The organism is Vibrio sp. 970, assembly GCF_033339075.1.
In genome coordinates this window covers 545,577-558,744 of sequence record NZ_JAWOTW010000001.1, presented here as the reverse complement: position 1 = coordinate 558,744, position 13,168 = coordinate 545,577, and the positions used below count along the sequence as shown (strand labels likewise).

The 13,168-nt window shown below is 41.8% G+C and carries 13 protein-coding genes and 1 tRNA gene; 6 read left to right on the top strand and 8 right to left on the bottom strand.

The annotated features are described in order from the left end of the window. Positions 1–8: 8 nt before the first annotated feature. A complete protein-coding gene (rbsD, locus tag R7Q11_RS02435) occupies positions 9–428 on the bottom strand; it encodes a D-ribose pyranase (protein ID WP_005382620.1) in 420 nt (139 codons plus the stop codon). A gap of 473 nt (positions 429–901) precedes the next feature. Here rbsD and R7Q11_RS02430 point away from each other — a divergent pair, with 473 nt between their 5' ends. Continuing rightward, positions 902–3,262, top strand: a complete 2,361-nt coding sequence (locus R7Q11_RS02430) for an EAL domain-containing protein (protein WP_225466148.1) — start codon at positions 902–904, stop codon at positions 3,260–3,262. A gap of 139 nt (positions 3,263–3,401) precedes the next feature. On the opposite strand, the gene R7Q11_RS02425 is transcribed toward R7Q11_RS02430, so the two are convergent. Further along, positions 3,402–3,977, bottom strand: a complete 576-nt coding sequence (locus R7Q11_RS02425) for an imm11 family protein (RefSeq protein ID WP_225466147.1) — start codon at positions 3,975–3,977, stop codon at positions 3,402–3,404. Between the two features lie 847 nt (positions 3,978–4,824). On the opposite strand from R7Q11_RS02425, the gene R7Q11_RS02420 reads away from it, so the two are divergent. The 3 genes from R7Q11_RS02420 (at position 4,825) to R7Q11_RS02410 (ending at position 6,663) form a co-directional block, all read left to right on the top strand. Continuing rightward, entirely contained in the window at positions 4,825–5,466 is a 642-nt protein-coding gene (locus R7Q11_RS02420; RefSeq protein WP_017633652.1) for a murein L,D-transpeptidase catalytic domain family protein, read from the top strand. Positions 5,467–5,794: 328 nt separating this feature from the next. Then, the gene (locus R7Q11_RS02415) at positions 5,795–6,253 is read left to right on the top strand and encodes a hypothetical protein (protein WP_017633653.1); all 459 of its coding nucleotides are present in this window, start codon (positions 5,795–5,797) and stop codon (positions 6,251–6,253) included. Between the two features lie 86 nt (positions 6,254–6,339). Then, positions 6,340–6,663, top strand: coding sequence for a hypothetical protein (locus R7Q11_RS02410; RefSeq protein WP_005382624.1), 324 nt, complete (start codon positions 6,340–6,342; stop codon positions 6,661–6,663). 124 nt (positions 6,664–6,787) lie between these two features. Here R7Q11_RS02410 and R7Q11_RS02405 read toward each other — a convergent pair whose 3' ends face one another. The 3 genes from R7Q11_RS02405 to R7Q11_RS02395 form a co-directional block, all read right to left on the bottom strand. Continuing rightward, entirely contained in the window at positions 6,788–7,468 is a 681-nt protein-coding gene (locus R7Q11_RS02405; RefSeq protein WP_047101379.1) for a DedA family protein, read from the bottom strand. A 50-nt stretch (positions 7,469–7,518) separates the two neighbouring features. Further along, on the bottom strand, positions 7,519–7,950 hold the full coding sequence (locus tag R7Q11_RS02400; RefSeq protein ID WP_225466152.1) for a hypothetical protein: 432 nt from the start codon (positions 7,948–7,950) through the stop codon (positions 7,519–7,521). Between the two features lie 93 nt (positions 7,951–8,043). After that, positions 8,044–8,562, bottom strand: coding sequence for a DUF4136 domain-containing protein (locus tag R7Q11_RS02395; RefSeq protein ID WP_005382627.1), 519 nt, complete (start codon positions 8,560–8,562; stop codon positions 8,044–8,046). A gap of 371 nt (positions 8,563–8,933) precedes the next feature. On the opposite strand from R7Q11_RS02395, the gene R7Q11_RS02390 reads away from it, so the two are divergent. Continuing rightward, a tRNA-Gly gene (locus tag R7Q11_RS02390) sits at positions 8,934–9,008 on the top strand. Positions 9,009–9,024: 16 nt separating this feature from the next. Here R7Q11_RS02390 and R7Q11_RS02385 read toward each other — a convergent pair. Both R7Q11_RS02385 and R7Q11_RS02380 read right to left on the bottom strand, forming a co-directional pair. After that, complete coding sequence (locus R7Q11_RS02385; protein WP_005373167.1) at positions 9,025–9,882, bottom strand: sterol desaturase family protein; 858 nt, start codon at positions 9,880–9,882, stop codon at positions 9,025–9,027. Positions 9,883–9,889: 7 nt separating this feature from the next. Then, a complete protein-coding gene (locus R7Q11_RS02380) occupies positions 9,890–10,900 on the bottom strand; it encodes a DUF2804 domain-containing protein (RefSeq protein WP_053307607.1) in 1,011 nt (336 codons plus the stop codon). A 303-nt stretch (positions 10,901–11,203) separates the two neighbouring features. Here R7Q11_RS02380 and gdhA point away from each other — a divergent pair, with 303 nt between their 5' ends. Continuing rightward, positions 11,204–12,556 carry an NADP-specific glutamate dehydrogenase gene (gene gdhA / locus R7Q11_RS02375; RefSeq protein ID WP_025767881.1) on the top strand — a complete coding sequence of 451 codons (1,353 nt, stop codon included), beginning with the start codon at positions 11,204–11,206 and terminating at the stop codon, positions 12,554–12,556. Between the two features lie 76 nt (positions 12,557–12,632). Here gdhA and R7Q11_RS02370 read toward each other — a convergent pair whose 3' ends face one another. Continuing rightward, positions 12,633–13,100 carry an OsmC family protein gene (locus R7Q11_RS02370; protein ID WP_025767882.1) on the bottom strand — a complete coding sequence of 156 codons (468 nt, stop codon included), beginning with the start codon at positions 13,098–13,100 and terminating at the stop codon, positions 12,633–12,635. Positions 13,101–13,168: the final 68 nt, after the last annotated feature.

Genomic DNA, 13,168 nt, shown 5'->3' with positions numbered 1-13,168 from the left:
TCTCTGGCTTAAAAAACCACGCCCGCTTGGAAAATAACGTTCGCATATGGCGAGCATTCGCCGGTTCTTACGATAGCGCGACTTTGCGCCGTACGTGCTTTAAACGCTTCATGTGACACGTAGCTCACTTCAATAGATTTGCCCGTTTCTTCACTCTCTTTGCTCAGTTCGTTGAGCAACGCTTCATGCAAAACTGGGCTTGCATCAGAGAACTCTTCCGCAATGATGACCCCTTCGATTTGGGACTCAGATAGAATTACGCGAACAGTATCAAGAAAACTTGGTACCCCATGCGTTAGCGCCAAATCGATTCGCTGAACATGCTCTGGGATTGGTAGACCAGCATCACATATCGTGATCTCGTCGGTGTGGCCTAGCGTCGCCACCAAGTAAGAAATATCTGAGTTAATTAGGGTACTTTTTTTCATCTCATCGACCTTTCGGTTACACGTTCATACAACCATGAGCGCCTGTTTTAAAGTGTTTTCGTTATTAACAGAAAACTCATCGAAACGTTTCGATGAAATAATAATTCGTCATCGCAATTTGACCAGTGTGAGATCGATAAGGTGTGAGAATGATCTGTAATTCAATTGTCATTGAATAGGAAAAGTGCACTTGAGTCACACTTTACCATCGAAACGTTTCGATGACGATATTTCCCTGTCATTACGGTTAGGTTTTATACAGGGAGGAAGGAAAAGAGACGTCCAACTACTGAGAAAACTTCTAGTTAATAAGCTCGAAACCTTTCACGTCATCACAATTCTTAGATAGCTGCCTGATTTTGGAGAACGCTCACCTTACAATCTGGTTACAATTTGCCAAAACACATCATCCGTTCAGTACCTTACCTGGTACGCGACGTTTGTAGGGACACAAACGGAAACTAAGAACCATAATGAAGTTAAGCAATAGAGTCATTTTGCTTGTCGCGCCAGTGATCTTATTAAGCGCGTTAGTATCTAGCTATATTATTTATAGCATTCAAAAAGTGACGCTCATCAAGCGGGAAGACAGCTATATTCAGTTGCAGATGGAAAAGCTCGCCGGGCAGTTTCGACAAGCGAATATTTTTCTTAATAGCTATGCCTATACGCTCAGTAAAAGTGATGTATTACAAGACTATTTGGTTAATCATAACAACCCCTATCGTGAGCGAGTCTTGTTTAATCGATTAGACGAGACCGCTGAAGTATTAAGCCATGGTTACAAAGGCGATGCGAGCATGGCGATCCTCGACGGAAAACAAAACCTTCTCTACTACACAGAAAACAAGTATTACGAATCATCGGGCGTGGTCGACCCAAAGGTGTTAGAGTACATATCACGAAGTTTCAATGAGAGAGAGGCTTTCAGTCACACTGGCTTTATTTATAACTCCAGTGGACAAAGCATTCTTCTTCAATACGAGGTCGTCGACAAAAGAACGGGGACTCACCCTTTGAGCTTTGACTCAAAAAATGTGTTTTTTGTGGTAGTTTCCGTATCACTTGAAGCCTTTAACGAGATTAAGCATGACATCGAGTTTGACACGCACAGCGTGATTACTTTCGCCGACAAACCCATTTATCTTGATATTCCTCTCGCTCAAACCATTGAGCTGCTGCCGCACTTTTATGCCGTGCTTTCTCCTGCCGAATATTTAATGTGGAATAAAGTCGATAAAGTGTGGCTAGAACTTGCTTTCTCCTTTGGCGTAGCGGCGTTTTTCACAATCACATTAATCATTTTGGTGTTGTATCGCTATGTGTTGCGCCCCGTTTCTCGCCTTGATAAGCAGCTGAACGAACTTGAATCTAATCAACGTGACAATATTGAAAAGCTAGAAACAAACGATGAAATAGGACGCCTCTCTGCACGCTTTTTTGATATGTATGAGGAACTTAATGTCATCTATAAAAAGACAAAACGCCTAGCTGAAACGGATCACCTGACGCAACTCGCCAATCGCCATCGTTTTCATGAGCTTGCCACTCGTGAACTTATCTCCCCTTCGCAGTTTTTGTGGGTTGTTTACGTCGATCTTGATAACTTTAAATACGTGAATGATAAATACGGGCATGAATTGGGAGATAACTTATTAAAAGTGTTCTCATCACACATCAAGAATGCTTGTCAAAAGTTCTCGCACGATTACAACAGCCCCTGCTTTGCCGCCAGGTTATCTGGTGACGAATTTGCAATTTTACTGAGCTCAAATCAAGAGGTAAAACGCTTGCCTGATTTGCTTGCATCAGAGCTGCTAAAACCAATTAGTAATCTCAGTTCATCTTGGAGTAATTCATTTCCCGTTACGGCAAGCGTAGGTATTGCACAATATCCTCAAGACGGTACTGACATCGCGAAGTTACTCTCCAGTGCCGATGCGGCTATGTATCAAGCAAAACGGGCAGGGAAAAATCAATACGCCTATTATTCAGCCGCTCTCAATATTGAGTCTCAAAGACGAAGTCAACTTGAACGTGCGCTCCGAAAAAGCAATGTAGAGGAAGAATTTCACCTTATTTTTCAACCCTATATGAACAATCGAAGCAACGAAATTGAGGGGTTAGAAGTCTTGTTGCGCTGGGAAGCCGAAGGTATCGGCCCTATCCCTCCAAAGGAGTTTATTCCAATTGCAGAGCAAGCCGGATTATTTGATAAAATTGACCGCTGGGTTTTCGCCAATGCAACGGCGGAATACCATCAATTAAGGAATATTTTCGGTAAGGATATTGTTCTTTCGGTCAATCTTTCATCAGCAGAGCTAAACTCGATAGAAATGGCAAACTACATCCATGAACAAGCGACACTGCACAGTGTTAAACCAGAATGTATTGAGATAGAAATAACCGAAACCTTTGCCGCAGAACAACAAGGAACGGCTCTACTTGATGAGCTATCAAAACGTGGCTACCGTCTTGCAATTGATGACTTTGGTTCTGGTTACACATCGTTAACTCAGCTCGTTCAGTATCCGGTTCAAAAAATCAAATTTGATCGAGAGTTCCTCGTTACATTGATGAAGACCAACAACGGCCATGTGATCAAACCTATTATTGAGCTATGCCATGCCCAGAATAAAACGGTTACAGCAGAAGGTATTGAACACAATATGATGCATGAATGGCTATCGGCATACCGCTGCGACTATATGCAAGGCTATTTATTTGGCAAACCAATGACTAAAGAACAATTGAGCTTGTGGTGGCAATCGGCAAATGACGACAGTCGATTTGATGCGTCCATGGCCAGCTCAATTAGGGTTTCAAGAACATAAGTTAAGGGGAGACGTACAGCTGTCACAACTGTGGCGGCTGTATTTAGTTATATATGAGCTTCATTGATAGATGCTCAGCTTTTGTTCCCCCATACCTATATCTATGACTTTAGTCGAGTAAATCACTATTTATTTGTTTTTAAACCAGCACTTCCTTGAAATCCAAACCGGTCAAATTCAGCGCTTTGACGCTATCGTACAAGCCACCTTTTTTGTCCGTGCAAAACGTTCTGAGCCCAGCACCTTTTACTCTGAACAAGTCAGATTCATTAACGGCTTCTCTATTCAAAACGAGTTTCTTAAACGGTCTAGCACGACTTAGCTTACCATGACGAAGATTATACTCGGTAGCAGAGGTATCAATGGCATCAATTTGAGTGACAATGTTTAATGCTCGCCAAGGCTTTCCTTGTAGATTTAATGGTAAAAATTCGACATTCTCGCTCAACACATCGAGCTTATCCGCAATAGAAGCGGATACAGCAAGAGTAAAAGATCCCCATGCTGCAATATCAGGCCTGGGTAATGGCTTTTCACCCTTAACGTCTAACCATTCAATATCAATACTTTTCCAACTGGGTTTAACAGACTCTCCATAGAGTTGGATAGGTTTGCTTGCCGTTACTTGAAGAGACATTTCCAATGGCGACTCTCGCAACATTGCAAAATCATTAACATTGGGAGTGACAATAAACACTTTATTAAATGCTGTCATAACCGTCCTTAAATAAATTTGAGCGCTTTTCTTAATGAGATGAGCACTCTCCCACCAAACCAAACATAATAGATAGAGTTTACTTTCATGTTCAAAAATTTAATGAATTCAGATCTGGCGTTCTTCTCTTTTAATTTCGAAGTTTTATTATTCATATATTTAATCCACACGATAGAATTATTTTTTCAATTTTTACTATGTACCCTTCCTTATGTAATCGAATAAATTAGAGAATAAACAATAGCACGCATCACTTCACTTTTGTCGAGCTCATCACTCTCACTTAAACGATACATTCACAAGTTCAATTTTTGTACGACTTAGACTTAGCTTTGTCAATCGTGAATTAAAAACAACCGATTCACCGCTGTTTTACTGCCTTTTCTTACCACCCTGTTGTTTATTCATACATTATAAATGCACTTATACACATAACGATTCGGCGTTACGATTTGTTACGAGTTAAATCACAAACTTTTGAGGTATTGGATAAAGCGTAGAAAAAGAAAACACATTGAAATAAAAAGAGTTTCTAAAGTACGAAAAATAAAACGCCGTTTTTATAAATTGGCAACTTCACAAATATCCTTAAACACAGTTTTATTAATTACATATATCAGATATTATTTACGCCGAAGTTTATAGAAACCATCGTTAAACTTCATATTTTATATAAGTTTCAAACAGTTAGTTTTTAACTCGAGAAATTATCGTCAACCCAATATCAAGCACCTAAGCGTGCAATAAGAAACATTGGGAATAGAATTATATTGATGTGCATGTTGTTTTAACGAGTGCATGAAGCAATCGGTAAATTTGTAACACCATAGAGTTTTATTTAGCCAAGATGAAAAAGTTAATTATATTATTTACATGTGCGCTGTTGTCTGTCTCACCTTTTGCTTTTGCAAAACAATCAGATAACGAACCCAGGGATCATTTACGACCAAAGCAAGTTGAACATGTGTTTAAACAAGCCAAGCTAGATGGCATAGTAGACTTTAAGTTGTTCAGTGACGCTTACATCGCTTATCAGAAGACACCCGATAGAAAGAAGTCGGTACTAACGATCATCGACTATAGTAAACCATCAACTGAAAAGCGTTTTTATGTGGTTGATTTAGATAAAAAGAAGCTAATTTACAATACGTATGTTTCTCACGGCGTGAACAGCGGAAAGAAAACAGCGACACAGTTTTCAAATGTCGTGAACTCGCGAAAAACATCATTGGGCACTTTTTTGACTGATACCACTTACTACGGCTCAAATGGCTATTCACTTCGATTAGATGGGCTAAGCTCTGGATTAAACGACAAAGCTCGCGAGCGTTACATTGTCGTGCACGGTGCCGATTACGCAAACCCTTCCTTCATCAAGAAGAATGGATACCTCGGACGCAGTTGGGGTTGCCCTGCTTTGCCAGAGAAGTTGTCTCGCGAGATCATTGACACCATAAAAGGCGGCAGCGTTATTTACGCAAGCGCATAATATCGATGCGACGAATATGGGGAAGAAAAAGAAGATTCTATTTCTTCCCCAGTAATAATCCTGTTAGCTTAATCGTCCTTGTGCAACGACTCTCTTTCCATTTTCGCTTACTCGAAAGCGAAAAATTATTGTGTTATTCGCTCATATGCCTAAGTGCGATCAGAAAACTCTGTTCATCCCCCTTCCATCTCGTTAGTATACGCTGAGTTCATCAGACACTGGCTTTCATCGTTATCATAGTTCCACTAAGATTCCTTAATCATGGTGGGTAACTGTGGCTTTATATGTTTAGGGTTACTTCTTGCGTTATCTACACCGTATATTATTGATGCTTTCTTTGTCCCTGCTTTCAGGGCTCATCACAGCTTCATATGCGCATGAGTGGCACCACACCAAACATTACACTTCCGAGCGTCTACTTAAACTCTCTCAACAAGACGATTTTGAGCTAGCACACACTGATTTTCATGCCTCAGCTTCTCTGAGCTCTTGGGGTTCAGAAAGTTACTACCTACATATAAAGCGCGAGTTGTTCGGGCTTGTTTCCTGTCGCCGAACATCAGCTACTGATGGCGTTTTATCATCAGATTTTACTCCTGATTATTTTTTACTTATTGCTTTCTCTTCTCCACCACTACTGGAGTTGGCAAAACAAGCATCTCGCTTACCTCTAGACAGTTATGGCGGACTCATGAGTCAACGCTCTCTTTATCGCCTCTCAGGAAGAAAGGAAGCGAACTTAATGTACGTCTTTACTCATGGTCGCAACGCCTTCTCTGTTGTTTAACTTTTTATGACATACAGAGAACACGAAAATGTAACGATAAGAGCCAATATGCTCATTGTTACTAGAACCAATTTGAGGTCCATATAATGACAAGAATCGCTACAACCATCGCACTAGCATTACTATTTTCAGCGGGCTCAACCTTAGCAAACACAGAAACTAAGCCAGAAGAAATGAGTAACGACACTCTGTTAGAGTGTGCCAACGTTTCTAACGCACGTATTGCAGTTCCGGAACACAGAGCGATGTTCAGACACTACTTAATGTCTGAGAGAGACTACAGCTTTGACCAGCTATCGTCTGCCGAACTTGAATTTAAAGCAGCAGATAAGAATAAGTCTGAAGTAGAGAACATCTACAAGTCTCAGTGCAAAGAAGTTGGCGAATACCTATATAGCATTGGCTATTAAATTCGAAACCCTAACGACACTCAAAAAGAAAGGCGCATACATTGCGCCTTTCTTTTTACTGACAAAAACCTGTCGATTAGATGTCTAATCTGCATACAAGCTTAAAAGTGTAAATCAAGTAAACTTACTGAGAAAACTCAGACACATCCTTGGGTTTACAGAACGCTCGACGTGCTTTAACAAACAAGAAACTAAGCACTCCAATCACAAGAGTAATTATTGGTGCCGCCATTAATAGCATTGTGATCGCTTTGCTCATATTTTCTGGTAACAAAGGAAGTAATGAACCAAAACCGCATAATACCAGCGTCCATAAAATCGCACTCAACCACGCAAAGTAATGGAATTTACTAATACGTTTCACTCGCAACCCCATCATTAATGGCAATAGGGAGCGAACAACCGGAATAAACCGCGCACAAAAAAGCGCAATCAATCCATGTTTACTGAGTAATACGTCGACTTGTTCCAAACGCTTTTGAGGAACCGCGCTCACCCAACCTTGGACCTTAGGTAAGCGATTTAGCCACTTGCCTTGTAAATAAGCCGCCCAACTTCCCAATCCCGCACTAACAGCTATCACCAACATGATCATAATTGGGTCAAGGACGCCAACCGCCGCCAGCGTACCGGATAATACGACGACACTGTCGCATGGGAAAGGTGCAGCAGGAATAAAACCACTTTCCAAAAAAATAATCACAGCAACAACAAAATAAACCAAACCTGCACTGCCTGGCGCCATTAACGCCGTGAAATCTTGATGCCAAAAGGCACTCAAGACCTGAATTATCGAATCAAACATAAACCGCTCCTAAGCATAATTAACCAAAAGTTGCAAAAACATGGAATGTGTTAGCGAGCATGTATAAAGCGGTATATAAAATTCGATTCTTTTCTCACTCCGATTCTGTATTTAAAGTGAGTAAAAATACTTTCAATACAACAACCTAAAGCCTCATTGCCGATGCGTTTTAGCCGCTTCATCGAGTAAATTGCCGAACGATGCGCCCACCATGCTACATCAAGCATTTTAAACCATTCGGGTTCTACATCGTCGTTCGAGCTCATTTCCTTAGCATGGCTAACCCTCAATACATTCCGGCTGTTTAAACTCGGATAGTCTTGTTGTATTGGAGAGATAGGATATTCTGAAAAGTGCTTCGACTTAGCGTCAACAGCAATATTCTGGTTATGAAAGGAAAGAAAATTTGGGTGTGAGTGCGCCAGGCTCATGCTCGGAGCCAACAAGCAGAAAAGTAGTCCGAGTAAAGCAATCAGGGTCATACGCACAAAGGTAACCAAAACCAAAATAATAAGTTCTTTTAACCCTGTGCGTAACTATTGGCAATTAGTATTCTTAATCGTTAAGAATACTAATTATTTTTCACCGTAAGGGTAGCTTTCAAACATCTTCGCGATTTCTTCTTGGATGAGAGATTCTCTTTTCTCAGAGCTCATTGACTCAGACAGTTTACGACTTGAAACGCCTTTCCAAACGACTTGATTAGCCTTTGCATCAACCAGTTCAACCACCAACTTCCCATACTTACGTTCTTTATATCTTTCTGGGCTTGAAGTTATCACACCAAAGCTATTCCAGCCATAGCCAAAGCTCACCGACGATCCTGAAGAAACAAGCTCGGATTCTTCTACGATATCATGATGTACGTAAAGGTCACCGCCACTATTTACCTTAATTAAACCCTTACCCTCAAGCTGTTCAGCAAGCCCTTGCTCAATGCGTCGACCATCAATACTGGTAGGAGCTTCCGCCTGAGCACCGAAGTCAAACGTTCTGTAAGCTGAAAAGTCGGCTTGTTTATCTACATCAGTTGTAACGGTAGTACAAGCAGATACCAGCATCACCACCAGCCCTAATATCAAACCTCTCATCATGTTAAATCTCCTTTGGTTAAGCTGACTGTTTCAGCAGAATTACCCTGTGTTATACATACGCATCAACAGTAAAAAGTAATCATTTCAATATCTAGTCTTGACCATGAAACGTGACTGTTCAATAAACGAGATTAACCTTTACACAGAAAATCTTGAATATCATCAACATCTAAACACCTAAGAATTCGGTGTTTACGACCTAATTGGAAGCCCCTAGGCTTAGTAGCGGAATCGCGAGTGCCACAAAAAACCAGAGACAATGAACACTTTAACATCAGTCCGCTACTTTTTTAGGCAACTGACAAACATTTGATGAGAAAAGACTTTTCTTTTTCGTCCAGTGTGGCATATTAACCGAGTCCTATCGATGCGCGGGCATCGTATAATGGCTATTACCTCAGCCTTCCAAGCTGATGATGCGGGTTCGATTCCCGCTGCCCGCTCCAATCTCTTTATCTCAATTTACTCATAAAAATCCGATGGCGGAGCGAACAAACGGCGGCAGCGTTGTTTCCATGATAAGTTTGGTCGAGTTACGTCATAAAACATGTCTTTCCATTCTGCAAACGTCACGCGGATGGGATTAAAGCTGTTTACAGGTTTAGAAACCCCATACCGAACCGTTTCCACCTCTGGTTCAAACGTTCCGAACATTCGATCCCAAATAATTAATACACCCGCATAATTTTTGTCGATGTACTGACGGTTCACACCATGATGAACGCGATGGTGAGACGGCGTGTTAAATACCCACTCTAGTGGCCCGAGCGAACGAATTGATTGGGTGTGAACAAAAAACTGTAAGCCCAGATTAAACAACACAACGAAGACAACCCATTTTGGCTCAAAACCAATAATCACCAAGGGCAACCAAAAAATCCACATCCCCGCTAGCGGATACATTAAACTTTGACGAAAGGCGGTACTGAAGTTCATTCTTTCCGAACTGTGATGAACAACGTGCGCGGCCCACATCCAACGAATACGATGGCTAGCCCGATGAAACCAGTAATAGAAAAAATCTTGCAGGACAACAAGTAAAAGAAAAGCTGAGACGCTCATTTCGATATCAAACAAACGCCAATCGAACCACCACAAATACAACTGAGCAATCAGTAAACCCGTGAGTATGTCTGTCGCTTGGTGTAAGCCCGCAAGAACAAAATTACACGCTACTTCAGGGAAGTAATACGTCGCGCTTTCAGGCAAGCGTCCCCTTCTTTGTCCGAACCAATATTCGGCAAGCATGCAGAAAAAGAAAACTGGAGCCAGAATCATCAGAAGTAATTCTGGGCGGTCCATCAACTGCGTCCAATCCATTGTGTTTCTACCATTTTGCATAGTGATCTTCAGTAAGACCCATAACTTCTTCTAACTGATGTTTGATGCCATTTCCATCGATAAGATAGCCAGAGAAATAACCGATATACTGACGAAAGTTACTTTTGAGAAGCCAAAAATTTTTCTTCTCTGAGCGTCGATTCAAAGGCGTGAACTGTAAGTTAACTCGTTTATCTTCAGACGTAATATGCCACTTTTGCCCTTCATCACTTCGTGAAAACTGAAACTGCACAGGTTGCAAAAAGTGACGCTGACCATTAATCCACAATACATTTTCGCAATAGCCAGTTTCATTAACGCCAGCTGCCAAGTTCAACCCCAGACGCCTGTCATCCTCAAAGCAATTGATACTCGCCCAGCGCCAACTTGTTTCTCGCCGCATGTACCCAGCGGAAAAATCGTAACCAGCAGCCACCTCTGAAAGATCTTGCTCTTTTCCTAATATGAACAAGTTACCGTCTACTGCTAACGCATTGTGCTTCTGAGTATATGTCCAACCCGCATAACCTGTTGGCGTACACAACATTAATGGCAAACTCATGTTTTCTGGACGTAAATAGAGATCCGCATTGACTGACTCTGTCACAAAGTGGACGTGCCAAATACCATCCTTAATAGAAAACTGAACTCTTTTGTTAGCAAGATGGGCAAGACTGCACCAACTGGAAGGCTGAGTTTGATAACCTATATTAAAAGGTTTCAACCATTGTTGCTCAATCAACTTATTCTTTTTAATATCAAACAGGTAGCAAAAGCCGGATGCTAAATACCGTATATCAGCAATCGCTACTCCAATGACGTAATCAGGTGTGACCAAATTGACGAACTGAAACTGCTTATAATCGCGGTAACGGCGCCACTTAGACACTGGCTTATCCATCTCATCGAGGTAAGTAAATTTATCTAGCTGTAACGATGTTGGAATTCCATCAAGGTGGCCAAACGCTGGTAGACCATTCTGCTGAATAAACGAGTTCAGAACCTTAAGCTCATCCATATAGTTGTCTTTTCACAAGTTATCACACACAAACTTTAACATGACGTTAACATAAACAATTTGCGTAACTGCACAACAACATCGACTAAAGTGATTTCTGCTTGTTATATGTGAAACTGATCACTCAACCACCCGCTTACTTAGCTCGCCCTACCTATCTCAACCAACACTGCCTGGGTTAGAAGCTGCACATTCTCATCCGCAGGAAAGACCACTACAACCATTGAATCTTGGTCAAAATCACTATTTAATGGAAATACATTCATATAAACTGATTGCTTATTCACATCAAGGAAGAAATCTATGTCATACATACACGATACTATTGTTGCGTTGCAACACAGTAGCCCTGCGCAAAAAGAATTTTACCAAGCGGTAGAAGAAGTATTAACTTCTCTCGCGCCGGTAATAGAAGGCAATAATAAATATAAGGAACAAGCGATTATCCAGAGGATCGTCGAGCCAGAACGTCAAATCATGTTTCGAGTTCCTTGGGTTGATGATGCTGGAAATGTACAAGTAAACAAAGGTTATCGAGTTGAATTCAACTCTGCTTTGGGGCCGTACAAAGGAGGATTGAGATTCCATCACTCAGTCAATGCGAGCATCATAAAATTTCTCGGCTTTGAGCAAATCTTTAAAAACGCACTGACTGGCCTTCCTATCGGTGGCGGCAAAGGCGGTTCAAACTTCGATCCTAAAGGAAAATCCGACGGCGAGATCATGCGATTTTGCCAATCATTTATGAACGAGTTGTACCGTCATATCGGTCCTGCCACCGATGTTCCCGCAGGCGATATCGGCGTCGGGGCGCGCGAAATTGGCTATATGTTTGGTCAATACAAACGATTGACGGGGCGCTACGAAGGTGTGCTTACAGGCAAGAGTCTGCTTTGGGGGGGCTCACTCGCCAGAAAAGAAGCGACAGGATATGGCGCCGTCTATTTTGCAGAATGCATGCTCAACGACCGCAACGATTCATTGAAAGGGAAAACTTGTCTCGTTTCTGGTGCTGGCAACGTGGCTATCTACGCCATTGAAAAACTGTACCATATGGGAGCAACGCCAGTTACATGCAGCGACTCTCGAGGTACGATCTATCATGAGCACGGTATTGATCTTAAGCTCCTAAAACAACTGAAAGAAGTGAAAAGAGCAAGCTTAGAAGAATATTTAGAAACTTACCCTGAAGCAGAATACACACCAGAGGGCGACTATCCTAATGAAGGACATGCTGTTTGGCGATATCAGGCTGATGCTGCCTTCCCTTGTGCGACTCAAAATGAATTAACGTCAGACGACGCACTGGCTCTTATCGAAAACGGATGTATTTTGATTAGTGAAGGGGCGAACATGCCAACCACCCGTGATGCTGCCAATATTATCGTGGACTCAGACATAGCTTATGGGCCTGCCAAAGCAGCCAATGCAGGCGGTGTTGCAACCAGTCAACTTGAAATGGCGCAAAACGCCAGCATGCAAAACTGGACGTTTGAACAAGTGGATAGTCAGTTGCAAACCATCATGAAAAATATTTTCATCAATGCAAACGAAACCAGTAAAGAGTTTGGCCAACCTGGAAATTTAGTTTTAGGCGCCAACATTTCAGGCTTTAGAAAAGTCGCTGATGCAATGATTGAGCAAGGTGTCGTCTAGATGAACGAGCCAGCAGGATGACTGCTGGCTTAATATAACTCCGCAATAGGCCGCGCTTTTTGATAAAGAGCTCCACTTAATTCGCAATAAGCGTTGTCACTTCTGTTTTAACGGAGTTGGCGATAAAGCAATTCTCATGGGCCATGTGGTGCAGTTTTTCTAATTGAGATGGTGTCGGTTGTTTTTCACCTGAAAATGTTATCTTAGGGTTTAACGTTACCTTTGATACCCACTCTTTTCCGTTTTCGCCTTTTTCAAGCTCCCCTACCGCTTCATCGAAGTAACTGTCCACAACGTAACGCCGCTTTGCTGCAATAGACAGGAAAACGAGCATATGACAACTAGAAAGTGCCGCGACAAACGCTTCTTCTGGATCAACGTTTTCTTCTACGGATAGTGGTAATGGTACTACGTGGGGAGATGGAGATGCTGGGACTTGCAACCCTCCATCAAATTGCCAAATGTGTGCCCTACTATACTTATTATCCTTAAACTCTTCGCCAGCTTTACGATGCCATTTGATTAAAGCGGAATGCTTACTCATTCTAACTCCCTGATTTTCCGACGACGAATCAACACTATCCGTCCTTGCCACAGTAAACCACAACAAAA